17 protein-coding genes and 1 pseudogene are annotated in these 21,104 nt (G+C 74.2%); 7 read left to right on the top strand and 11 right to left on the bottom strand.

Annotated elements, in window-relative coordinates; genetic code table 11:
• Positions 1-66: 66 nt before the first annotated feature.
• Both ACZ6EJ_RS06440 and uvrB read right to left on the bottom strand, forming a co-directional pair.
• Positions 67-645, bottom strand: coding sequence for a TerD family protein (locus ACZ6EJ_RS06440; RefSeq protein WP_469264993.1), 579 nt, complete (start codon positions 643-645; stop codon positions 67-69).
• A gap of 186 nt (positions 646-831) precedes the next feature.
• Positions 832-2,961, bottom strand: a complete 2,130-nt coding sequence (gene uvrB / locus ACZ6EJ_RS06435) for an excinuclease ABC subunit UvrB (protein WP_469264992.1) — start codon at positions 2,959-2,961, stop codon at positions 832-834.
• 358 nt (positions 2,962-3,319) lie between these two features.
• On the opposite strand from uvrB, the gene ACZ6EJ_RS06430 reads away from it, so the two are divergent.
• The 3 genes and pseudogenes from ACZ6EJ_RS06430 (at position 3,320) to ACZ6EJ_RS06420 (ending at position 6,438) form a co-directional block, all read left to right on the top strand.
• The gene (locus ACZ6EJ_RS06430; RefSeq protein ID WP_469264991.1) at positions 3,320-4,195 is read left to right on the top strand and encodes a glycerophosphodiester phosphodiesterase; all 876 of its coding nucleotides are present in this window, start codon (positions 3,320-3,322) and stop codon (positions 4,193-4,195) included.
• A 78-nt stretch (positions 4,196-4,273) separates the two neighbouring features.
• Positions 4,274-4,854 (top strand): annotated as a pseudogene (locus ACZ6EJ_RS06425) (methylated-DNA--[protein]-cysteine S-methyltransferase).
• Between the two features lie 384 nt (positions 4,855-5,238).
• Complete coding sequence (locus tag ACZ6EJ_RS06420) at positions 5,239-6,438, top strand: MFS transporter (protein WP_469265008.1); 1,200 nt, start codon at positions 5,239-5,241, stop codon at positions 6,436-6,438.
• A 97-nt stretch (positions 6,439-6,535) separates the two neighbouring features.
• On the opposite strand, the gene ACZ6EJ_RS06415 is transcribed toward ACZ6EJ_RS06420, so the two are convergent.
• Both ACZ6EJ_RS06415 and ACZ6EJ_RS06410 read right to left on the bottom strand, forming a co-directional pair.
• A complete protein-coding gene (locus ACZ6EJ_RS06415) occupies positions 6,536-7,198 on the bottom strand; it encodes a nucleoside/nucleotide kinase family protein (RefSeq protein WP_469264990.1) in 663 nt (220 codons plus the stop codon).
• Between the two features lie 39 nt (positions 7,199-7,237).
• The gene (locus ACZ6EJ_RS06410) at positions 7,238-7,942 is read right to left on the bottom strand and encodes a winged helix-turn-helix transcriptional regulator (RefSeq protein WP_469264989.1); all 705 of its coding nucleotides are present in this window, start codon (positions 7,940-7,942) and stop codon (positions 7,238-7,240) included.
• Between the two features lie 85 nt (positions 7,943-8,027).
• On the opposite strand from ACZ6EJ_RS06410, the gene ACZ6EJ_RS06405 reads away from it, so the two are divergent.
• The gene (locus ACZ6EJ_RS06405; protein WP_469264988.1) at positions 8,028-9,239 is read left to right on the top strand and encodes a pyridoxal phosphate-dependent aminotransferase; all 1,212 of its coding nucleotides are present in this window, start codon (positions 8,028-8,030) and stop codon (positions 9,237-9,239) included.
• A 28-nt stretch (positions 9,240-9,267) separates the two neighbouring features.
• On the opposite strand, the gene ACZ6EJ_RS06400 is transcribed toward ACZ6EJ_RS06405, so the two are convergent.
• The 3 genes from ACZ6EJ_RS06400 to ACZ6EJ_RS06390 all read right to left on the bottom strand — a co-directional run bounded on the left by ACZ6EJ_RS06400 (position 9,268) and on the right by ACZ6EJ_RS06390 (position 14,800).
• Positions 9,268-10,605 (bottom strand): SWIM zinc finger family protein, encoded by a 1,338-nt coding sequence (locus tag ACZ6EJ_RS06400; protein WP_469264987.1) that lies wholly within the window; start codon positions 10,603-10,605, stop codon positions 9,268-9,270.
• The gene (locus ACZ6EJ_RS06395; protein WP_469264986.1) at positions 10,602-13,742 is read right to left on the bottom strand and encodes an SNF2-related protein; all 3,141 of its coding nucleotides are present in this window, start codon (positions 13,740-13,742) and stop codon (positions 10,602-10,604) included. The genes ACZ6EJ_RS06400 and ACZ6EJ_RS06395 overlap by 4 nt, the downstream gene beginning before the upstream one ends.
• A gap of 167 nt (positions 13,743-13,909) precedes the next feature.
• Positions 13,910-14,800 carry a slipin family protein gene (locus ACZ6EJ_RS06390; protein ID WP_469264985.1) on the bottom strand — a complete coding sequence of 297 codons (891 nt, stop codon included), beginning with the start codon at positions 14,798-14,800 and terminating at the stop codon, positions 13,910-13,912.
• Between the two features lie 236 nt (positions 14,801-15,036).
• Here ACZ6EJ_RS06390 and ACZ6EJ_RS06385 point away from each other — a divergent pair, with 236 nt between their 5' ends.
• Positions 15,037-15,393, top strand: coding sequence for a hypothetical protein (locus ACZ6EJ_RS06385; RefSeq protein ID WP_469264984.1), 357 nt, complete (start codon positions 15,037-15,039; stop codon positions 15,391-15,393).
• A gap of 44 nt (positions 15,394-15,437) precedes the next feature.
• Here the strand turns inward: ACZ6EJ_RS06385 and ACZ6EJ_RS06380 are convergent, their stop codons facing one another.
• Entirely contained in the window at positions 15,438-16,139 is a 702-nt protein-coding gene (locus ACZ6EJ_RS06380) for a class I SAM-dependent methyltransferase (RefSeq protein WP_469264983.1), read from the bottom strand.
• Positions 16,140-16,276: 137 nt separating this feature from the next.
• On the opposite strand from ACZ6EJ_RS06380, the gene ACZ6EJ_RS06375 reads away from it, so the two are divergent.
• Entirely contained in the window at positions 16,277-16,609 is a 333-nt protein-coding gene (locus ACZ6EJ_RS06375; protein ID WP_469264982.1) for a DUF6343 family protein, read from the top strand.
• 36 nt (positions 16,610-16,645) lie between these two features.
• Here the strand turns inward: ACZ6EJ_RS06375 and coaE are convergent, their stop codons facing one another.
• Positions 16,646-17,248 carry a dephospho-CoA kinase gene (gene coaE / locus ACZ6EJ_RS06370; protein WP_469264981.1) on the bottom strand — a complete coding sequence of 201 codons (603 nt, stop codon included), beginning with the start codon at positions 17,246-17,248 and terminating at the stop codon, positions 16,646-16,648.
• Between the two features lie 31 nt (positions 17,249-17,279).
• Complete coding sequence (locus tag ACZ6EJ_RS06365; RefSeq protein WP_469264980.1) at positions 17,280-18,218, bottom strand: PAC2 family protein; 939 nt, start codon at positions 18,216-18,218, stop codon at positions 17,280-17,282.
• 277 nt (positions 18,219-18,495) lie between these two features.
• Here ACZ6EJ_RS06365 and ACZ6EJ_RS06360 point away from each other — a divergent pair, with 277 nt between their 5' ends.
• Positions 18,496-19,458 carry a right-handed parallel beta-helix repeat-containing protein gene (locus tag ACZ6EJ_RS06360; protein WP_469264979.1) on the top strand — a complete coding sequence of 321 codons (963 nt, stop codon included), beginning with the start codon at positions 18,496-18,498 and terminating at the stop codon, positions 19,456-19,458.
• A gap of 96 nt (positions 19,459-19,554) precedes the next feature.
• Here ACZ6EJ_RS06360 and rpsA read toward each other — a convergent pair whose 3' ends face one another.
• Positions 19,555-21,072 carry a 30S ribosomal protein S1 gene (gene rpsA / locus ACZ6EJ_RS06355; protein ID WP_003969826.1) on the bottom strand — a complete coding sequence of 506 codons (1,518 nt, stop codon included), beginning with the start codon at positions 21,070-21,072 and terminating at the stop codon, positions 19,555-19,557.
• Positions 21,073-21,104: the final 32 nt, after the last annotated feature.

Here is a 21,104-nt window from a genome sequence, read left to right as displayed (position 1 = left end):
GGGAGCTGCTCCGGCCGGTGCGGTTCCCCGCCGCGGGCGGCGGCGTCGGGCCGCTCCCGGCCCCGCCTACAGGTGCGGGAGGATGGACGGCATCAGGTCCTGGAAGGTGCGGCCGTTGGCCGGGTTCCCGAGGGCCGTCATCTTCCATCCGGTCCCCGCGCGGTGCACCTTCGCCATGATCTGGGCGGTGTACTGGCCGCCGCCGTCCAGCGTGTACCGGGCGAGCTCCTGGCCGTTGGCCTCGTCCACGATGCGGCAGAAGGCGTTCTGGACCTCCTGGAAGGTCTGCCCGGTGAAGGAGTTCACCGTGAAGACGATCTGGTCGATGTGGACCGGCACGCGCTGGAGGTCGACGAGGATCGCCTCGTCGTCGCCCCCGGAGCCCGCGCCGCCGACCAGGTTGTCGCCGGTGTGCTTGACCGAGCCGTCGTCGCTGACGAGGTGCCGGAAGAACACGACGTCCACCGGCTGCTTGTCGGCGAAGAGCACCGCCGAGGCGTCCAGGTCGATCTCGCGGGTGCGCGATCCGAACAGGCCGCGGCGCCGGGCCGCCTGCCAGCCGAGCCCCATCCGCACCGCGGTCAGGGTCCCCCCGTCGCTCTTCTGCAGGCTGATGGCCTGACCCTTGGTCATGTTGACCGTCACGCGCTGTCCCCTCTCGGCATTGCCCCGCATCCGTCCGTGTGCGGTTTCCCGCACCCTACGCATGACTCCCCCGGCGGCAGCAGGCTCCGTCCGCCTTTGTGTCGCTCTTGCAACACACCCGCGGACCGGAGTCCGCGCCTTCGACCCGGCGGTGCGGCGGGTCGCCGCGGACCGCCGGGAACGGCGTCAGGCGAAACCCGCCTCCTTCATCTGCCGCAGCTCCTTCTTCAGTTCGCCGACCTCGTCGCGCAGCCGGGCGGCCACCTCGAACTGCAGGTCGGCGGCGGCCGCCCGCATCCGCTCGGTCATCTCCTCGATGATCCCGGCCAGCTCCGTCGCGGGCCGGTCGCTGAGCACGGCGCCGGGCGAGGCGGCCCGGCCCTTCGCGCCGCCCTTGGCCGCCTTGCCGCCGAGGGCGGGCACGGGGGTCTTGGCGTCCTTGCCCTGGCGGTAGCCGGTGCCGAGAAGCTGCTCGGTGTCGACCTCCTCGCGGGCGATGGTGGCGACGATGTCGTTGATCTTCTTGCGCAGCGGCTGCGGGTCGATGCCGCGTTCGGTGTTGTACGCGATCTGCTTCTCGCGGCGGCGGTTCGTCTCGTCGATCGCCTGCGCCATGGCCGGGGTGATCTTGTCGGCGTACATGTGGACCTGCCCGGACACGTTGCGGGCGGCGCGGCCGATGGTCTGGATGAGGGAGGTCCCGGAGCGCAGGAAGCCCTGCTTGTCGGCGTCGAGGATGGCCACCAGGGACACCTCGGGAAGGTCGAGCCCCTCGCGCAGGAGGTTGATGCCGACCAGCACGTCGTACTCCCCGGAGCGCAGCTCGCGCAGCAGCTCGATGCGGCGCAGGGTGTCGACGTCGCTGTGCAGGTAGCGGACCTGGATGCCCAGCTCCAGGAAGTAGTCGGTGAGGTCTTCCGACATCTTCTTGGTGAGGGTGGTGACCAGGACCCGCTCGTCGCGTTCGGTGCGCTTGCGGATCTCGTGCACCAGGTCGTCGATCTGCCCCTCGGTGGGCTTGACCACGATCTCGGGGTCGACGAGGCCGGTGGGGCGGATGATCTGCTCGACGAACCCGTCGCCGCGCGAGAGCTCGTACTTGCCCGGCGTGGCGGAGAGGTACACCGTCTGGTCGATCCGCTCCAGGAACTCCTCCCACTTCAGCGGCCGGTTGTCCATGGCGGACGGCAGCCGGAAACCGTGGTCCACCAGGGTCCGCTTGCGGGAGGCGTCCCCCTCGTACATCGCGCCGATCTGCGGGACCGTGACGTGGGACTCGTCCAGGACCAGCAGGAAGTCGTCCGGGAAGTAGTCGAGGAGGGTGTTGGGGGCGGTGCCGGGGGCGCGGTCGTCGAAGTGCATCGAGTAGTTCTCGACGCCGGAGCAGGTGCCGATCTGGCGGAGCATCTCGATGTCGTAGGTGGTGCGCATACGCAGCCGCTGGGCCTCCAGCAGCTTGCCCTGCTTCTCCAGCTCGGCCAGGCGCTGCTCCAGCTCCCGCTCGATCCCGCCGACTGCCTTCTCCATGCGCTCGGGCCCGGCGACGTAGTGGCTGGCGGGGAAGACGTGCAGCGAGGGGTCCTCGCTGATGACCTCGCCGGTCAGCGGGTGCAGGGTGGACAGCGCCTCGATCTCGTCGCCGAACATCTCGATGCGGACGGCCAGCTCCTCGTAGACCGGGAAGATCTCGATGGTGTCGCCGCGGACCCGGAAGGTGCCTCGGGTGAACGCCAGGTCGTTGCGGGTGTACTGCATCTCGACGAAGCGGCGCAGCAACTGGTCCCGGTCGACCTCCTCCCCGACCTTGAGCTGGACCATGCGGTCCACGTACTCCTGGGGCGTACCGAGGCCGTAGATGCAGGAGACGGAGGCGACCACGACGACGTCGCGCCGGGTGAGCAGCGAGTTCGTCGCGGAGTGGCGCAGCCGCTCGACCTCCTCGTTGATGGAGGAGTCCTTCTCGATGTAGGTGTCCGACTGCGGGACGTACGCCTCGGGCTGGTAGTAGTCGTAGTACGAGACGAAGTACTCCACGGCGTTGTTCGGCAGCAGCTCGCGGAACTCGTTGGCCAACTGGGCGGCGAGCGTCTTGTTGGGCGCCATCACCAGCGTGGGGCGCTGCAGCTTCTCGATCATCCAGGCGGTGGTCGCGGACTTGCCGGTGCCGGTCGCGCCGAGCAGGACGACGTCCTTCTCGCCGGCGCGGATGCGCCGCTCCAGCTCGGCGATGGCCGCCGGCTGGTCGCCGCTGGGCTGGTAGGGACTGACGACCTCGAAGGGCGCCACCGAACGTTCGATCTTGGAAACGGGCCGCATGGAACCACCGTACGGCTCCGCACTGACAACGGCCTCGGATCGCCGGGCTCCGGGACCCCCCGGCGCCCGGCGGCCGCGCGCCCTGGCCCGTCCGGCCCACCCCGTTCGGCTGGTTCCCCGGCCTCCCCGCTCCCCTCCCGGTCGGGCGGGGAAGGGATCAGGGCGGCCGTCCCCGTGCGGGCCGCGCCACGGCGTCCGGACCGAGGACGCCGGTCACCGGCGGTCGGGCGGCGTCGGCGGGTCCCGCCCGGCCCCGGCGCGAGGGTTGCGTTCATGTCATGGCCACCGCCTCCCCGTCCGGCGTTGGCGCGCCGCTGCCAGTCTCGGCCTGTCCGCCACGCCGATGCGAGGAGTCCCCGTGTCCGTACGCACCGCAACCGCCTCCGCCACCGCCGCCGTCGTGCTGGGGGCCGGCGCCCTGCTGCTGCCGGCCGCCGAGACCCGCGCCACCGGGCAGCGGGCGGACCCGATCGTCGTGGCCCACCGAGGGGCCTCCGGCTACGCGCCGGAGAACACCCTCGCCGCCGTCGACGCGGCGGAGGCGCTCGGCGTGGACTGGGTGGAGAACGACGTCCAGCGCACCCGCGACGGCGTGCTCGTCGTCCTGCACGACGAGAGCCTGAAGCGGACCACGGACGTCGAGCAGGTCTTCCCCGACCGGGCGCCGTGGGCGGTCAAGGACTTCACCGCCGCGGAGCTGGCGCGACTCGACGCGGGCAGGTGGTTCGGCACGCGGTTCACCGGTGCGCGGGTGCCGACGCTCGCCCAGTTCCTCCACCGGCTGGAGCGCCACCGGCAGAAGCTGCTCCTGGAGATCAAGAAGCCGCAGCTCTATCCGGGCATCGAGCGGGACGTCCTGCGCGTGCTGGGCGAGGAGGGGTGGCTGGACCGCTCCCACGTCCGCGGGCGGCTGGTCGTCCAGAGCTTCGGCGCCGACAGCGTGAAGAAGGTCCACGCCCTGCGCCCCGACGTCACGACCGGCTTCCTGGGCGCCCCGGCGGTGGCCGACCTGCCCTCGTACGCGGCGTTCACCGACCAGATCAACCCCTCGTACGCGACGATCGGCGCCGACTACGTGGCGGCCGTGCAACGGCTCAAGGGCGCGCACGGCAAGCCCCTGCGGGTCAACACGTGGACGGTCGACGACGCCGCGAAGGCCGCGCAGGCCCGTGCGTACGGGGTCGACGGCATCATCACCAACTACCCCGACGTGGTGCGCGACGCGACGAGCTGAACGGGCGCGCCCGTCCGCGACCCGGAGGGGGCGGTGGGCGGCCCGGCGCTGTCAGTGGCGGGTCGTACGGTGGGCGGCATGGACGACGTGGACGTGGACGGTGCGGACGGCGACGGGCGGCCGGGGAGGCCGACCGTGGAGTGGTGCGTCGTGCCCAGCGCCATCGGGCCGCTGCTGCTCGCCGCGACCTCCGCCGGGCTGGTGACCGTGGCCTTCCACGCCCGGCCCGCCGTGCGGGACGCGACGCTCGCCGGGCTGCGGGCCCGGCTCGGCGCGGAGCCGGTCGAGGCGCCCGGCTCCGCCCGGCTGACCGGGCCGTGCGCGAGCTGACGGCGTATTTCGCGGGCGGGCGACGGGCGTTCACCGCGCCTCTGGACTGGTCGTTGACGTCGGGGTTCCAGCGCGAGGTGCTGCGCGAGCTGGCGTCCGGGGTGCCGTACGGCACGGTCGTCGGTTACGGGGAGCTGGCGGCGCGGACGGGACGGCCGGACGGGGCCCAGGCGGTGGGGGCCGCCATGGGCGCCAACCCGCTGCCGGTGGTGGTGCCCTGCCATCGGGTGGTCGAGAGCCGTGGCGGGCTCGGCGGGTTCGGGGGCGGCCTGGAGACCAAGCGGCGGTTGCTGGCGCTGGAGGGGGTGCTGCCGCAGCCGCTGTTCTAGGCGGAGCCGCGGCTCGCACCGGGCGGCCGCCGCGCGGGGCGGGCGTGCGGGCGGGTGCCCGGTGCGCCGGCCGAGGCGGTACACGGTGTCCCGATGCGGGCAGGCGTACGTTCGCCGGTTCGGACGGGTGCGCCGACCGCCGACGCGGGCGCGCGCCGGCGGCCGTCCGCAGGACGGGCCCGCCCCCACTACCACCCGCGGCGACATCGCTCGGCCGGTGTCCCGGACGGGCGCGCCTTCCCCGGCCCGAGGCGGCGGGCGGTTCACCCGTCCGGGTGCATCGCGGGGCGTCTCCGGTGGCACACTGCGCCGGTGACTCCTTCTCCTGCGCCGCCCCCGGTCACGGCCGACGGGCTGCCCGCCCTCCAGCGCCGCACGTCCGCCGTGCTCATCGTCAGCCAGATACTCGGCGGCCTCGGCGTGGCCGTCGGCATCGCCCTCGCGCCGATGCTGGCCGTCGAGGTCAGCGGCTCCGAGGCGCTCTCCGGGCTGGCGCCGACCGCGTCCGTCGCCGGCACGGCGCTGCTGTCGCTGCCGCTGGCGGCGCTGATGGCCTCCCGCGGCCGCCGTCCGGGCCTGGTGCTCGCCTATCTGATCGGCGCGCTGGGCGGGGGGCTGGTGGTGCTCGCCACGGTACTGCCCAGCTTCCCGCTGCTGCTGGTCGGGATGGCCGCGTTCGGCGCGGGGTCCTCGGCCGGTCTCCAGGCCCGGTTCGCGGCGGCCGACCTCGTGGGGCCCGAGCGCCGGGGCCGGGCGATCTCCACCGTCGTCTGGGCCACCACGATCGGCTCGGTGCTCGGCCCCAACATCGCGGCCCCGGCGGGCCGGTCGTTCCGCGGCACGCCGGTCCCGGAGGCGGCGGGGCCCTTCCTCTGCTCGGCGGTCGTCTTCCTGCTCGCGGCGACGGTCGTGGCCCTCGCGCTGCGCCCGGACCCGCTGCTCACGGCCCGCGCCCTGGTCCCCGAGGAGTCCTCCGCACCGGGGAAGCGGTCGCTGCGCGCCGGGGTCGCGGCCGTCCGGGAGTCGCCGATGGCGCGACTGGCCCTGGTCACGGTCGCCGTGTCGCACACCGCCATGGTGTCGATCATGGTCATGACCCCGGTGGACCTGAGCCGCCACGGCGCCGGCCTCCAGTTGATCGGGCTCGTCATCAGCGGTCACATCGCGGGCATGTACGCGTTCTCGCCGGTGATGGGCAAGCTGGCGGACCGGTTCGGCCGGCTCACCGTGATCGGGCTGGCGGTCGGGCTGCTGAGCTGCGCCGCGCTGCTCGCGGGCACCGCGGGCCCTCGGCACGGACAGACCGCCGCGGGCCTGTTCGTGCTCGGTCTGGGCTGGTCGGCGGGCATGATCGCCGGTTCCGCACTGCTCACCGACGCGGTCCCGCAGGCCGCGCGTGCGGCCGTGCAGGGGCTGTCGGACCTGACCATGAACACCGCAGCGGGCGTCGGCGGAGCGGCCGCCGGGGTGATCGTCGCCCAGTGGGGGTACGGCCCGCTGAACGCCCTCGGCGCCGCGCTGCTGCTCCCGGTCGCCGCGCTGGCGCTGCGCCGGAGCCTGCGCACGGAAGTCGCCCCCGGCTGACCGGTCCCGGCCGAGCGGGGACCGGGGCGGCCGCGCTCGGCCGTCGGCGCGATACGGCGGGCGCCCGTACGGCCGCCCGCCCGCGGACGCCCCGCCGTCACCCCGCGCCGGGCCCGTCCGCCTGCGGCAGCCCCGACCAGGCGGGGTGCGCCGGGTCGTCCGCCCGGACGACCACGTCCGCCCGCTCGGCGGGCGCCACTTCGTCCTCGTACCGGGCGAACGCGGGCAGCGTCCAGCGCTCCGACTCCTCCGTACGCCGCCGCAACGCCCCCGGCGACAGCCGCAGATGGACGCTGAGCGCGAACGGGAACCAGTGCCCCAGCAGCAGCGGCCCGTGCACGATGACGAGCCCGCCCTCCGGCACGGGGTGGTACGGGGCGCGGGTCGCCCGGTCGGTCGCGGGGTCCCACAGGTCGGGCAGCACCCGGCCCGTGCCGCCCGCCTCCAGCGGCCCGAACACCTCGCGCCACAGCGCCCCGGTGTCGAACCAGCTCTCGGCGTACGCCTCCGGGTCCCGCTTCCCGTACTCGAACCGCAGGCTCGCCGGGCGCAGGAAGCCCTCGGTGGGCACCACCAGCACCGCCCGGCCGCGCAGCCTCAGCTCCTGGGCCACGCGCTCGGCCAGTTCGCCGGTGCGGGCGGCCGGAGCGCCGTCGACGCCGAGGGCGATCCGGGCTCCGCCGCCGGGGGCGGGCAGCCCGTCGCCGTACCGGGCCAACTCGCCGGCCAGCCGTTCCCAGGTGATCGCTTCGAGTCGCACGCCCCCCATCATCCCCGACACGCGGCGGCTCCCACCGCCTCAGCCGCCGCGGAGTTCGGCGGCGAGCGGGCCCTCGCCGACCACCTCGACCCGGCCGTCCCGCACCGCGTCCGCGAGCGCCACCGTGCCCCGCGCCAGTTCCAGGCACAGCTCGCCGTCCAGGACGAGGCGGGCGTCGGGGTTCGGGGCGGGGCCGAACCCGTAGACCTCGCCGGGCAGTTCGCCGGCGGGCGAGGCGCCGGCGGTCGCGGCCCGTGCCGCCGCCGGGCCGGTGCGGACGTGGAACGCGCCCGCGTCGAGCTCGACGTCGAGAACGCCCTCCTCCGTGAGCGCGGCGAGCGCCCGCAGCAGCGGCAGGGCGAACCAGTGGGCCCGCACCGCGTCGGTGGGGCGGCGCTCGGCGAGGGCGGGGGCGCCCCACGCGGCGAGGGCGGTCAGCACGGGCAGCAGGCCGTGTCCGCGTTCGGTCAGCTCGTACACGGACGCCGCCGCCGGGGGCGGCAGCCTGCGGCGTACGGCCAGACCGGTCTGCTCCATGTCCTTGAGCCGGGAGGCCAGCACGTCGGTGCTGACGCCGGGCAGGTCGGCGTGCAGGTCCGTGTACCGGCGCGGCCCGCCGAGCAGTTCGCGGACGATCAGCAGCGTCCACCGGTCGCCGACGGAGTCGAGGGCGCGGGCGGTGGCGCAGAACTGGTCGTAGCTCCGGCGGCGGGCTGGGCGTGCTGCTGACTGCTGACGTGGCATGGGACGCAGTCTAGACATGTCGTTGGACTTTCCAAGTGCCAGCTTGGTAAAACCAAGTATCGCACTTCGGCTCGGGAGGCACCGCATGGAGTTCCGCCAGTCCAGCAAGCTCAACGAGGTCTGTTACGAGATCCGGGGCCCGGTCATCGAGCACGCCAACGCCCTGGAGGAGGCGGGCCACAGCGTGCTCCGGCTCAACACCGGCAATCCGGCGCTCTTCGGTTTCGAGGCCCCGGAGGAGATCGTCCAGGACATGATCCGGATGCTGCCGCAGGCGCACGGCTACACCGATTCGCGCGGCGTCCTCTCGGCCCGCAGGGCGGTGGCCCAGCGCTACCAGGCCATGGGGCTGGCGGAGGTGGGCGTGGACGACGTCTTCCTCGGCAACGGCGTGTCCGAGCTGATCTCCATGGCCGTGCAGGCCCTGCTGGAGGACGGCGACGAGGTGCTGATCCCCGCCCCGGACTTCCCGCTGTGGACGGCGGTGACCACCCTCGCGGGCGGCCGGGCCGTGCACTACCTCTGCGACGAGGCCGCCGACTGGAACCCGGACGTCGCCGACATGGCGTCGAAGATCACCGACCGGACCAAGGCCGTCGTGATCATCAACCCCAACAACCCCACCGGCGCGGTCTACCCGCGCGAGGTCCTCGAAGCCATCCTCGACCTGGCCCGCAGGCACGGGCTGATGGTGTTCGCCGACGAGATCTACGACCAGATCCTCTACGACGGGGCCGAGCACCACAGCGCGGCCGTCCTCGCGCCGGATCTGGTCTGCCTGACCTTCAGCGGGCTGTCCAAGACGTACCGGGTGGCCGGGTTCCGGTCCGGCTGGATGGTGGTGTCCGGCCCGCGGCAGCACGCGCGCAGCTATCTGGAGGGGCTGACCATGCTGGCCTCGATGCGGCTGTGCCCCAACGCCCCGGCCCAGTACGCCATCCAGGCCGCGCTCGGCGGGCGGCAGAGCATCCGGGAGCTGGTCGCGCCGGGCGGTCGGCTGCACGAGCAGCGCGACCGGGCCTGGGAGCGGCTGAACGAGATCCCCGGAGTCTCGTGCGTGAAGCCGAAGGGCGCGCTGTACGCGTTCCCGCGCATCGACCCGAAGGCGCACCCCATCGTCGACGACGAGAAGTTCGTCCTGGACCTGCTCCTGCGGGAGAAGATCCAGGTGGTGCAGGGCACCGGCTTCAGTTGGCCGCGCCCCGACCACTTCCGCATCCTGACCCTTCCGTACGCCGACGACCTGGACGCGGCGATCAGCCGCATCGGACGCTTCCTGAGCGGCTACCGGCAGTGAGCCGGGCCCGCCCCGCGGCCGAGGCTCCTCACCGGACGTACGGAGGGTCGGAGAGGGAGTCCGCCGGGGCGGAGTCACCGGCCAGCAGGGCTTCCAGGACGGCCACCGGGTCGGGGTCCGGGGCGGCGCGCGGCCACCAGTCGTCGGCGCCGGGGTCGGATTCGTAGCCGTACCAGCGGCCGTCGTGGCCGAAGCGGAGCTGGAGCGCGTCGGCCGGGTGCGTGAGGCGGTTGCGCCACGGCGTGAAGCGGGGGAACGCGGCGGCGGCCAGCGCGGGCCGGGCCCGGTCGAAGGGGCCGGCCGGGGGGTCCCAGGGCGTCTCCAGCACCGCGAGGCCCTCTGCTCCGCCCTGGCGCCAGGCGGCGACGGCGCGGGCGAGGTCGGTGGTGGTGCGGCCGGTGGCGTGGGCCAGCTCCCGGTAGAGCGCGCGGGTGGTGGCGGTGAGCCCGGCGGTCGGGTGGGAGGCGGCGAGCCGGACCGCGTCCTGCCAGACGGAGAGCCCGGCCAGCGGGTCGCGCCCGGTGGCCAGGAGCGCGTGGGCGCGGGCGGCCGCCTCGGCGGCGAGGTGGTCCAGGCCGAGCGGGTCGCGGGCGCCGGGCAGCTCCGGGTACGACGGCGGCCGTCCGGGGTGGGGCGGGACGGGGAGCGGCGGCGGCAGCGGGGGCCGGAAGCGGCCGGCGTAGGCCTCCCCCGCGGCGACGGAGGGGGCCGCGGGAGCGGCGGGGCGCTCGCGCGCGGAGTGCTCGGCGTTGCGCCGTTCCAGCTCGTCGAGCAGTTCGCGCTCGCCCCGGCCCCGCATGAGCAGCAGGACGAACGGGTCGCTGTCGAGCAGGCGGGCGGCCTGGTAGCAGAGGGCGGCGACGTGCTTGCAGGGTCTGCCGTGGTCCGGGCAGGAGCAGACCGGGTCGAGATCGCCGGCGGCGGGCAGCAGCCGGACGCCGGCGTCCTCCGCGGTGGCGGCCAGCGCGTGCGGCATCTCCTTGGCGAGCAGCGCGGAGAGGTGGCCGGGCCGGGCGGCGACGGCGTCGAGCAGGGCGTCCCAGTCGGCGTCGGTGAACGTGCGCAGGCGCAGCTCGGAGCGGTAGGGGCGGGCGCGGCTGCCGTGGACGTAGGCGACCGCCTTGCCGGGGGTGACGGTGACCGCGGCGACATGGCCGCCGTCCGCGTACGCGCGGCCCCGGTCGAGCCGCGCCCGGTCCATCGACAGCGACTCCAGGGCCTCCATCCAGGCGCGGCCCCACCAACTGTCGGCGAAGGGCTCCCCCTCGGCGCAGGCGCGGGCGGGCACCGCGTCGAAGGTGCGCCGCAGGTCGTCGGGGCCGGGGCGCGGGCGCGGGGCCGAACGGGACGCCGTACGCGGGCTCACGCGGGCCTCCGCAGCGATACGAGGTCGGCGAGGTCGCGGTCGCTCAGCTCGGTCAGGGCGGCCTCCCCGCCGCCGCCCAGCACCGCGTCCGCCAGGGCCCGCTTGGACTCCAGCAGCTCGGCGATCCGGTCCTCCACCGTGCCCTCCGCGACGATCCGGTGGACCTGCACGGGCTGGGTCTGGCCGATCCGGTAGGCCCGGTCGGTGGCCTGCTCCTCCACGGCCGGGTTCCACCAGCGGTCGTAGTGGATGACGTGGGCGGCACGGGTCAGGTTCAGCCCGGTGCCGGCCGCCTTGAGGGAGAGGAGGAAGACGGGGACCTCGGCGGACTGGAAGCGGTCGACCATCCGCTCCCGCTCGGGCACCGGCGTGCCGCCGTACAGGAGTTGGGAGGGGATGCCGCGGGAGGCGAGATGGGCGGAGAGGAGTCTCGCCATCGTCACGTACTGGGTGAAGACCAGGACCGAGCCGTCCTCCGCGAGGATCGTGGCCAGGAGCTCGTCCAGCAGGTCGAGCTTGCCGGAGCGGCCCGCGAGGCGGGTGGGCTCCTCCTTCAGATACTGGGCGGGGTGGTTGCAGATCTGCTTGAGCGACGACAGCAGCTTCATGATCAGCCCCCGGCGCGCGATCCCCTCCGCCGCCTCGATCCGCGCCATCGTCTCGCGGACGGCCGCCTCGTACAGCGTGGCCTGTTCGCGGGTGAGGGAGACGGGGTGGTCGCTCTCCGTCTTGGGCGGCAGCTCGGGGGCGATGCCGGGGTCGGACTTCCGGCGGCGCAGGAGGAAGGGGCGCACCAGCCGGGCCAGCCGCTGAGCGGCCTCGTCGTTCCCGAGGCCGGCGGCCGTGCCGGTGTTCTCCACGATCCGGGCGTGCCGGGCCCGGAACGCCTTGAGCGGGCCGAGGAGTCCGGGCGTGGTCCAGTCGAGCAGGGCCCACAGCTCGGAGAGGTTGTTCTCGACGGGGGTGCCGGTGAGGGCGACGCGGGCCGGTGAGGGGATCGTGCGCAGCGCCTTGGCCGTGGAGGAGTGCGGGTTCTTGACGTGCTGCGCCTCGTCGGCGACGACCAGGCCCCAGCTCTGCTCGGCGAGCTGGGCGGCGCTGGAGCGCATCGTGCCGTACGTGGTGAGGACGAAGCCGCCGTCGGGGTCGCCCAGGGTGCGGTCCGTGCCGTGGAAGCGGCGCACCGGGACGCCGGGGGCGAAGCGGTTGATCTCTCGGTGCCAGTTGCCGAGGAGGGAGGCGGGGCAGACCACCAGGGTGGGCGCGGGGTGGGCGCGGCGCAGGTGGAGGGCGATGAGGGTGATCGTCTTGCCGAGGCCCATGTCGTCGGCGAGGCAGCCGCCCAGTCCGAGCGAGGTCATCCGGTCCAGCCAGGCGAGGCCGCGCAGTTGGTAGTCGCGCAGGGTCGCGTCCAGGCCGGGCGGCGGCTCGATCGCCGTGTCGTCGGAGAGGAGGCGGGAGCGGAGAGCGGCGAGGGCCCCGGTCGGGACGGCGTCGACCCGCTCCCCGTCCACCTCGGCGCTCCCGGTGAGGGCGACGGCCAGGGCGTCCACCGGGTCCAGCAGCCCCAGCTCCCGCTTGCGCGCCTTGCGGACGAGCGCGGGGTCGACGATCACCCACTGGTCGCGCAGCCGGACCACCGGGCGGTGAGCCTCGGCGAGGGCGTCCATCTCGGCCTCGGTCAGCCGCTCGTCGCCCAGGGAGAGCTGCCAGTCGAAGGCGAAGAGCCGCTGCGCGTCGAAGAACGAGGTGCCGTCGGTGGCCGATCCGGGCGCGGGCCGCACGACGGCGGTGGCGGTGAGGGAGCGGGCCAGCTCGCGCGGCCAGTGCACGTCGACCCCGGCGTCGGCCAGCCGGGCCCCCGCGTCGCCCAGCAGCGCGTACAGCTCGTCCTCGGTGAGGGCGAGCACGTCGGGGACGGCCTGCTCCAGCAGCCGTCCGAGCGGGTCCCAGACGCGGGCGGCCCGGCGCAGCGCCAGCACCGCGTCGACCCGGGCGCGCGGGCCGAACGGCTCGCCCGCCCCGCCGTCCCACAGGGCGGCGGCGTCCACCACGTACGTCGGGTCGGCGAGGCTGTGCACCTGCACGACGGCCGCGGCGGCGTGGCGGAGCGCGGGGTCGTCCGGGCGGAGCGCGGGCCCGGCGGCGTCCTCGTCCTCGCGGTCCGCCGCGGGCGCGTAGGTGTCGGCGGTGTCGAACAGCTCGTACGCGGAGAGGTCCAGGCGCAGCGAGACGCGCACCCCCGCGTCCAGCCCCGAGGCCACCTCGACGGCCCACGCTCCGGCGTGCGGCAGGTGCTGGGCTTCGCGGGCGGCGAAGGGCGCGCCCATGGCGAAGGCGGCGGCCGGGGTGCGCGGCAGCGTGTCGGCGACGGCGTCCAGGAAGGAACCGATCAGCACCTCGGGGTCGGGCAGCCGGGGCGGATCGGAGGCGGCGACCGGCACGGCGTGGCCCTCGGGCGGCAGGGCGGCGGCGACGGCCCGCAGATGGGCGACGTCCTCGGCGTCCCTGGGGCCCGCCCGCCAGGCGTCGTGGCCGCTCGGGGTGAGGCCGGGCAGGAGCCTGCCGCGCGCGACGAGCTGGAGGGCGTGCAGCGCGGCCGCGCCCCAGCAGCGGGCGGCGGGGTGGGCGGACGGCCGGTGCCGGGCGCGGACGAGCACGGGCAGCGCGTCGGCCACGGGCAGCAGCGCGGCCGGCACCTCGCAGGCGGTGGCGCCCGCCGCACCGCCGGGCCGGACGACGGTGAGCAGGGCGGGGGTGTAGGGCACGGTGTCGGACCCGTCGCCGGAGCCGTCCGCGTAGGCGAAGGGGGACGCGGTCCGGCCCGGCGCGTCGTCGCGGACGGGGTCGCCGGCCGGGTCCAGGACGCCGCCCGCGCCGGGCGGGTCCGCCGCGTCGGGGTCCCAGAAGGCGATGCGGCCTTCCCTGGGCAGCGCGCCGGGCAGGAAGACGGCGGCGCAGCGCAGCAGGCGGCCGACGTCCGCGCCGCGTGCCGCGGCATCCGGGGTGACCCCCGGTGCTCCGCCCACGCCTGCGTCCGGGTCCGACGCGGTGCCGGCGTCCGCGCTCCGCGGGAGGGCTCCAGGGCGCTCGACGCGCGCGGGGCCGCTCTCGCCCCGGTGGTTCTCCGCTGTCATGCCCCTCGCCCCCCCTTCCACCGCTCCGATGTCGCTTCCCGCACGGATCGTGCTGACTTCGGCGAGTCTAGGCGGGGGGTCTGACAACGCCCGCGCCGCCCGTGTCGGCGCGGTTCGGCGGGGGCGTGGCCGGACCGGCGCAGGGGCCGGCCACGGTGCCGCCGCGCTCAGCGGGGGGCGGACGGCTGCGAGACGTTCGAACCCGCGGGCTCCCGGTCGTCGGGGAGCCGCGGTCCGGCGGCGCCGTCCGGCGCGGACGGGCGGGCGGCCGGGGCCGTCGCCGCCTCCGGCGGCGCGGGCTGCTGCGCCCGCTCCAGGAACCGGAGCAGTTCGACGGGGAAGGGCAGCACCAGCGTGGAGTTCTTCTCCGCCGCGACGGCCACCACGGTCTGCAGGAGCCGCAACTGGAGCGCCGAGGGCTGATCGGACATCTCGCCCGCCGCCTGGGCCAGCTTCCTGGACGCCTGCAGCTCGGCGTCGGCGTTGATCACCCTGGCGCGCCGCTCCCGGTCCGCCTCGGCCTGGCGGGCCATGGAGCGTTTCATGGTCTCCGGCAGCGACACGTCCTTGATCTCCACCCGGTCGATCTGCACGCCCCAACCGACCGCCGGGCTGTCGATCATCACCTCCAGCCCCTCGTTCAGCTTCTCGCGGTTGGAGAGCAGATCGTCGAGGTCGCTCTTGCCGATGATCGACCGGAGCGAGGTCTGCGCCATCTGCGAGACGGCGAACCGGTAGTCCTCCACCGCGATGACGGCGGCGGCCGGGTCGACCACCTTGAAGTAGATGACGGCGTCCACCCTGACGGTGACGTTGTCCCGCGTGATGCCGTCCTGGGCGGGCACCGGCATGGTGACGATCTGCAGGTTGACCTTGCGCAGGCGGTCCACGACCGGCATGACCAGCGTGAGGCCGGGCCGGCGCACGCCCTCGCGGAGCCTGCCCAGCCGCAGGACGACGCCCCGCTCGTACTGCCGGATCACGCGGGCCGCCGCCGCGAGGCACACCCCGGCGAGGCAGAGCACCGCCACCGCCGCGATCACGAGCTCCTGAGCCATCTCAGCCCCCTGACGGAGTGGGAGCGAACACGTGGGTCCGTCGGACAGGCACCGTCCACCCCGATGCCCTATGACCGTTATGCCCCATTTGGGTGCATGGGAACCTCCGACGGCCCCGCGGCTCCCCCGGCCGGCGGCGCACGGGGTGCCGGCGCCGGGCCGGGCGGGCAGGGTGGCCAGCGCCAGCACGTCTCCCCGACGTACCCATGAGCCGGACCAGCAGACGAGGACCCGCCATGTCCGTGATCGCGCCCCCGCACCGCCGCCGACGCCGTTTCGCCGTCGCCGCCGGAGCCTCGCTCCTGGCCCTCGCCGCCTCGGGCTGCTCCGGGCTCGGCCGCACGGCCGTCGGCCCGGTGACGTACACGACCGAGCGGGAGGCCGAGGTCATGGTGGACAGCCCGTCGGTACGCGGCTGCCACCGGTTGGAGCCGGGCGGCAGCCACGAGGTGGAGAACGGGACGCTCGTCGACATCGTCCTCTACCCCTCGCGCGACTGCACCGGCGGCGGCACCGCGTACGTGGGGACCAAGCTGAGCGACACGGCGCCGCCGGGGGGCGAGCCGTGGCGCAGCTACCGCTTCGTGCACTGAGCGCGGCCCGGGGGACGGCGGCCCGTCCGCCCTGCGCCGGCCCGTCAGGAGGACGTCGGGCGGGCCAGCACCCAGGCGCCGTCGTCGGTGAGGACGCGGTCCACCGCCAGTCCGGCCGCCCGCAGGTGACCGGCCAGCTCCTCCTCGGACAGCTCCCGCGACAGGAAGGTCTGCGTCCACCGCGCGTCGTCGAAGTGGTACTCGGCGCGCACCGAGCGCACCCCGTCGCCCACCGGGTCCGCGGAGACGATGCGGACGAGGCAGCCGGAGGGGTCGGTCCACTCCCTCGGCAGACCGGCACGGTGCGCCGCGCCCTCGCGCTGGATCAGGACGATCCCGTCGTCCCGCACGTGCGCGCGGCACGCGCGCAGCATCCCGTCCCGCACCCGGTGCTCGCCCGCGTGCACCAGGAACGAGGCGAGCAGCACCACGTCGAACCGCTCCCCGCCCAGATCCAGCGTTTCGATGGGGCTGCGCACCGTGCGCGCCCCGGTGATCCGCTCCAGCATCTCCGCCGACTCGTCCACCGCCGTCACGGTGAAGCCGCGCCGCACGAGGGGGTGCGTCACCCGGCCCGCCCCGCAGCCCAGTTCGAGCACGCTCGCCCCGGCGGGAGCCACCGACGCGATCACGTCCGGCTCCTCCCTGACGGACAGCCGGCGGTAGAGCTCGACGGCGCACCCGTCCGGAGTGATGGCTCCGGGGCCCGTCCCCGCGTATCCCTCGCGTACCAGTGATTCACCCATGAAGGGCGAACGAGCCGGTACGGGCGGGGGTTCCCGCCGCGTCACGCAGCGTCAGCGGCGGCGCCCCCGCCGTGAGGACGCGTCGTCCCGTTCCGCCCGCCGCCGCTCGGGTCCATGCTGGGAGTGAGGCGATCACCATGCGAACCGGCAACGAACCCGCGACCGCCCGCAGCGCGCTGCGGATGCGGCTCTGGCTGAGCGTGTGGGGGCTGCTCTGGGCGCTCTCCGGCACGGTGGCGTTCTCCTTCGCCGGGCGGCCGGGCTGGGCGGCGGCCTGCGCGGTGGTGCTGGCCGTCGCGGCGCTGGACCTGGGCGTGATCGCGTACCGGATGCGCCAGGGGCCGCACTTCCAGCCGGGCCGGGACGTGCCTCCGTACGAGCCCGACCGCGGCGTAGGCCGCCTGCCCCCGCCGGGTCCGGGCGGGGGCAGGCGCGGCGGGCCCGCGGGACCCTCGGCGGCGCGGCCCTGAGCCGGTCCGGGCGGGCGGCCCGGCGCGGCGGCGGGGTCAGTCGGCGGCGGCCCTGCGGAGCAGTTCGGCCCAGACCGCGCGGACCTGGGGCTCCAGCGCCTCCAGCGGCCCGTCGTTGTCCACGACCAGGTCGGCGACGGCCCGCCGCTGCTCGCGGGTCGCCTGGGCCGCCATCCTGGCGCGGGCGTCGGACTCGGTCATCCCGCGCAGCCCTACGAGCCGGTCGAGCTGGGTCCGCGGGGAGGCGTCGACCACCACGACCAGGTCGTAGAGCGGGGCGAGCCCGTTCTCGGTGAGGAGCGGGACGTCGTGGACGACGACGGCGTCCGGCGGCGCCGCCCGCTCGCGTTCGGCGGCGCGGGCCCTGACCAGGGGGTGGACGATCGCGTTCAGCGCGGCCAGGCGGTCGGCGTCGCCGAAGACCAGCGCGCCGAGCGCCGGGCGGTCCAGAGTCCCCTCGGGGGTCAGGACGCCCGGCCCGAACTCCTCGACGACGGCGGCCAGTCCGGGGGTGCCGGGCTCGACGACCTCGCGGGCGATCCGGTCGGAGTCGATCAGCACCGCCCCGTGTCCGACGAGGAGGCGCGACACTTCGCTCTTGCCGGCGCCGATCCCGCCGGTCAGGCCCACTTTCAGCATGGGCCGCAGCCTACGGGCCCGGTCGGGGCGCTCAGGCGTCGCCCTCCCGCTCGGCCAGGAACCGCTCGAACTCGCGGCCGATCTCGTCGGCGGACGGCAGGTCGACGGGCTCGGCGACCAGGTTGCCACGCGTCTCGGAGCCGGCGACCGCGTCGTACTGGTGCTCAAGGCCCTCGACGAGGGAGACCAACTCCTCGTCGCCCTGGCCGACCTGCCGCTCGATCTCGGTCTGCGTGCGGTGCGCCTCGGTGCGCAGGGAGTGCGCGAGGGCGGGCAGCACGAGACCGGTCGCGGCGGTGATCGCCTCCAGCGCGGTCAGCGCCGCGTCCGGGTAGGCGGACCGGGCGACGTAGTGCGGGACGTGGGCGGCGACCCCGAGGACGTCGTGGCCGGACTCCATCAGCCGGTACTCGACGAGCGCCTCGGCCGAACCGGGCACCTGGGCCTCGTCGAAGGGGCTGCGGTGGCCCGGCATCAGGTCCGTGCGGTTGCCGTGCGGGGTGATGCCGACGGGGCGGGTGTGCGGGACGCCCATCGGGATGCCGTGGAAGTTGACCGCGAGGCGGACGCCGAGGCGCTCGACGATCGCCTCGACGGCGGCGGCGAACCGCTCCCACTCCACGTCCGGCTCCGGGCCCGACAGCAGCAGGAAGGGCGCGCCGGTGGCGTCCTGCACCACCCGGACCTCCAGCGTCGGGGCGTCGAAGGACGCCCAGCGGTCGCGCCGGAAGGTGAGCAGGGGGCGCCGGGCGCGGTAGTCGACGAGCCGGTCGTGGTCGAAGCGGGCGACGACCTGGTGCGGCAGCGTTTCGAGCAGGCCCTCGACGATCTGCTCCCCGGTCTCGCCCGCGTCGATGTATCCGTCGAAGTGGTAGAGCATGACCAGGCCGGCCGACTCCTGCGCCAACGCCATGTCGACGACGGCCAGGCCCTCGGGCTCCCATTCGTACAAACTCTGCGGATCAGGCACGGTTACCGCTCCTCCTCGTGTTCCTGGGGAAGAACGCGCCCGAGGGCGCGCGCATTCCCCACGACCGCGTATTCCGCGCGGGGGCTCACGCCGCGTCAGCTCCTCGCCCCGTCGTCGCGCTCCCCCGCCTCCCCCTCCCGCGACTACCCGGCGCATCGTGGTCCAGACCTTGACGGGCTCCCCGGCCGTCCCTACCGTCACTGGGCAGCACGTTCAGAAGCACGTCTCGCATTCATGTACGAGAACGACCTGGACTCCTCGACGGGAAGGCACCCCCATGCGCACCCGCACGCCGCTCACCGCCCTGCTCGCCGCCGCCCTCGCCGCCGGTGGGCTGACCCTCGCCGGGGCCGGACCCGCCAACGCGGCGGCCGTCATCGACGTGAGCACCGCCTCCCAGTTGAAGTCGGCGCTCGCCGCCGCCTCCCCCGGCGACACGATCCGCCTCGCCGACGGGACGTACACCGGAAACTTCAAGGCCACCCGGCCCGGCACGTCCGGGGCCCGCATCACCCTGACGGGATCGAGCAGGGCCGTGCTCAGCGCGGGCGGCGGCTACGGGCTGCACCTCAACGGCGCCTCGTACTGGACGGTCCACGGGGTCACGATCAGGGGCGGCCAGAAGGGGATCATGACCGACGCGGCGAACAACGTCGTCATCGACTCGGTGACCGTGCGGGACCTGGACATGGAGGGCGTCCACTTCCGCACCTCCAGCCGCAACGGCGTGCTCCGGAACTCCCGCATCCAGGACACCGGGCAGGACGGGCGCGGCATGGGCGAGGGCGTGTACGTCGGCACGGCCGGCGACCTGTCCGACCGGAGCGACGACGTCCAGATCATCGGCAACACCATCGGGCCGGGGGTCGGCGGCGAGAACATCGACATCAAGGAAGGCACCACCGGCGCCCGGATCATCGACAACACCTTCGACGGCAGCGGCCTCACCGGGGCCCACTACGACGACTCCTGGGTGGACGTGAAGGGCAACAACGTCCTGGTCGAGGGCAACAAGGGGTCCCGCACCACCAACAACGGCTACGAGACCCACACCCAGCAGAGCGGCTGGGGCTGCGGGACCGTCTTCCGGGACAACGCCTCGAACCTGTCCGGCGCCACCGGCGGCAAGCAGCTCGCCGTCAACGTCACCAACAACAGCTCCTCCTGCCGCACCACGGTCCACGCGAGCAACACCGTCACCGGCGGCAAGGGGCTGACCAACGTCCCCGTCACCCCCTGACCGGCCCGCGGACGCGAGCGAGGCCCGCCCCCCGAAGGGGACGGGCCTCACTCATGCTCTCCGCTACCGCACCGATGAGCCGCTGGGGTCAGAGCGTCAGCTCTGGCCGCCCGCGAGCTTCTCGCGCAGCGCCGCCAGGGCCTCGTCCGACGCCAGGGCGCCGGAGTTGTCCGCCGACTCCGAGGAGTACGAACCGCCGCCGCCACCGCTGCCGCCGGAGGCGGCCGGAGCAGCGCCGGCCGGAGCCGCGGCGCCCTCGGCCGCAGCGGCCTCGTCGGCCTCGCGGCTCTTGATGACCTGGGCCTGGTGCTGCTCGAAGCGCTGCTGCGCCTCGGCGTACTGCGTCTCCCAGACCTCGCGCTGCGCCTCGAAGCCCTCGAGCCAGTCGTTGGTCTCGGGGTCGAAGCCCTCGGGGTAGATGTAGTTGCCCTGGTCGTCGTAGGACGCGGCCATGCCGTAGAGCGTCGGGTCGAACTCGACCGAGGCCGGGTCGCCGCCGAAGGACTCGTTGGCCTGCTTCAGCGAGAGGCTGATGCGGCGGCGCTCCAGGTCGATGTCGATGACCTTGACGAAGATCTCGTCGTTGACCTGGACGACCTGCTCCGGGATCTCCACGTGGCGCTCGGCCAGCTCGGAGATGTGGACCAGGCCCTCGATGCCCTCGTCGACGCGGACGAACGCGCCGAACGGGACGAGCTTGGTGACCTTGCCGGGGACGACCTGACCGATCTGGTGCGTCCGGGCGAACTGCTGCCACGGGTCTTCCTGCGTCGCCTTGAGCGACAGGGAGACGCGCTCGCGGTCCATGTCGACGTCGAGGACCTCGACGGTGACTTCCTGACCGACCTCGACGACCTCGGAGGGGTGGTCGATGTGCTTCCAGGACAGCTCGGAGACGTGCACGAGACCGTCGACGCCGCCCAGGTCCACGAAGGCGCCGAAGTTGACGATCGAGGAGACGACGCCGGAGCGGACCTGACCCTTCTGCAGGGTGGTGAGGAACGTCTGGCGCACCTCGGACTGGGTCTGCTCGAGCCAGGCACGGCGGGACAGGACCACGTTATTGCGGTTCTTGTCCAGCTCGATGATCTTCGCCTCGAGCTCCTTGCCCACGTAGGGCTGGAGGTCGCGGACGCGACGCATCTCGACGAGCGACGCCGGGAGGAAGCCGCGGAGGCCGATGTCGAGGATGAGACCACCCTTGACGACCTCGATGACGGTACCGGTGACGATGCCGTCCTCTTCCTTGATCTTCTCGATGGTGCCCCAGGCACGCTCGTACTGAGCGCGCTTCTTCGAGAGGATCAGGCGGCCTTCCTTGTCCTCCTTCTGGAGGACCAGGGCCTCGATCTCGTCACCGACCTTGACGACCTCGTTCGGGTCGACGTCGTGCTTGATCGAGAGCTCGCGGCTCGGGATGACGCCTTCGGTCTTGTAACCGATGTCGAGGAGAACCTCGTCCCGGTCAACCTTGACGATGACACCGTCAACGATGTCGCCGTCGTTGAAGTACTTGATCGTCTCGTCGATCGCCGCGAGGAACGCGTCCGCGTCGCCGATGTCGTTGACCGCAACCTGCGGAGTGGTGGCGGTGGTCTCGGTGCTGCTCGTCATGTGGGAAAGGGCTCCGGTACGGACAGAGAGTC

Source organism: Streptomyces sp. NPDC041970 (genome assembly GCF_055588985.1).
This window is presented reverse-complemented; position numbering and strand designations above follow the sequence as displayed.

What these genes read in the sequence shown, in the direction of transcription:
- uvrB (WP_469264992.1), bottom strand. Translation starts at nt 2,961, where the DNA reads ATGCGGCCCGTTTCCAAGATCGAACGTTCGGTGGCGCCCTTCGAGGTC.
- ACZ6EJ_RS06410 (WP_469264989.1), bottom strand. Translation starts at nt 7,942, where the DNA reads ATGCCACGTCAGCAGTCAGCAGCACGCCCAGCCCGCCGCCGGAGCTAC.
- ACZ6EJ_RS06405 (WP_469264988.1), top strand. Translation starts at nt 8,028, where the DNA reads ATGGAGTTCCGCCAGTCCAGCAAGCTCAACGAGGTCTGTTACGAGATC.
- ACZ6EJ_RS06395 (WP_469264986.1), bottom strand. Translation starts at nt 13,742, where the DNA reads ATGACAGCGGAGAACCACCGGGGCGAGAGCGGCCCCGCGCGCGTCGAG.
- ACZ6EJ_RS06390 (WP_469264985.1), bottom strand. Translation starts at nt 14,800, where the DNA reads ATGGCTCAGGAGCTCGTGATCGCGGCGGTGGCGGTGCTCTGCCTCGCC.
- ACZ6EJ_RS06385 (WP_469264984.1), top strand. Translation starts at nt 15,037, where the DNA reads ATGTCCGTGATCGCGCCCCCGCACCGCCGCCGACGCCGTTTCGCCGTC.
- ACZ6EJ_RS06380 (WP_469264983.1), bottom strand. Translation starts at nt 16,139, where the DNA reads ATGGGTGAATCACTGGTACGCGAGGGATACGCGGGGACGGGCCCCGGA.
- ACZ6EJ_RS06375 (WP_469264982.1), top strand. Translation starts at nt 16,277, where the DNA reads ATGCGAACCGGCAACGAACCCGCGACCGCCCGCAGCGCGCTGCGGATG.
- coaE (WP_469264981.1), bottom strand. Translation starts at nt 17,248, where the DNA reads ATGCTGAAAGTGGGCCTGACCGGCGGGATCGGCGCCGGCAAGAGCGAA.
- ACZ6EJ_RS06360 (WP_469264979.1), top strand. Translation starts at nt 18,496, where the DNA reads ATGCGCACCCGCACGCCGCTCACCGCCCTGCTCGCCGCCGCCCTCGCC.
- rpsA (WP_003969826.1), bottom strand. Translation starts at nt 21,072, where the DNA reads ATGACGAGCAGCACCGAGACCACCGCCACCACTCCGCAGGTTGCGGTC.